1 protein-coding gene and 1 pseudogene are annotated in these 694 nt (G+C 62.5%); both read right to left on the bottom strand.

What is annotated here, in order from left to right:
- Positions 1-167 precede the first annotated feature (167 nt).
- Positions 168-443: a hypothetical protein gene (locus tag AC4PR2_RS29450; protein WP_492176119.1), complete on the bottom strand. Its 276-nt coding sequence runs from the start codon at positions 441-443 to the stop codon at positions 168-170.
- A pseudogene (locus tag AC4PR2_RS29445) lies at positions 440-694 on the bottom strand (hypothetical protein); the annotation flags it as partial. The gene AC4PR2_RS29450 and the pseudogene AC4PR2_RS29445, both read right to left, overlap by 4 nt.

The following is a 694-nucleotide window of genomic DNA, read 5'->3' as shown; positions in this document are numbered from 1 at the left end:
AATGGCTGTCATCCCGACAACGTAAGCTATGCCAACGGTAATCAGCGTTACCAGCGCATAACCCACGCCGCGAAACCACTCGGTGGCGATAAAGCGCGCGGACAGCGCTGATCGCTCTGCCACCGTCGATTTTGTGTGATGCATCTTTCCCTCCGTCAAAACGTTGCCTACGAAAGCAGACCGGCAACGCCGGCTATTACCCACAGCCCCAGGGCCAGACGCAGCAGGCTTACTGCCTGATGCCCCTTGCCCGCCCATTGATACCGCAGCGCCAGCCCTGCGGCCGCCAGAAGTCCGGCGACCAGCAGCGCGCGCAAGGCCGCGGTGAATTCACCCGTGCCCATATCCCGCGCCGCCAGCAGGCCGATGACCACCATCGACGCAGTCAGCACAAAGGCCGGATGGCGGCGCAGCGCCCGGCGCACTCGCTCAACCCCGGTCATAACGGCATCGTGAGCAGCGCCTGCAGCTCACGCCGCTTGTTCGCATCCCGCTCGACCATCTCGAACAGGATGTCCTTGATATCCGCCCCTTCCGCCAGCCGCTTTTCGCGATAGGTGAAGTCTTCCCCCCTGGACGAGAACAGCTTGTCGCTGAGCGGATCGAGCAGCAGGCGATGGAAGCTGCTGGACTCTTCGATGCTGACCAGGAACGAGCTGTACTTGGCCTTGCCCGCGGCCGGAAACTTCTTGAT

Source organism: Serratia sp. A07, assembly GCF_058725505.1.
This window is presented reverse-complemented; position numbering and strand designations above follow the sequence as displayed.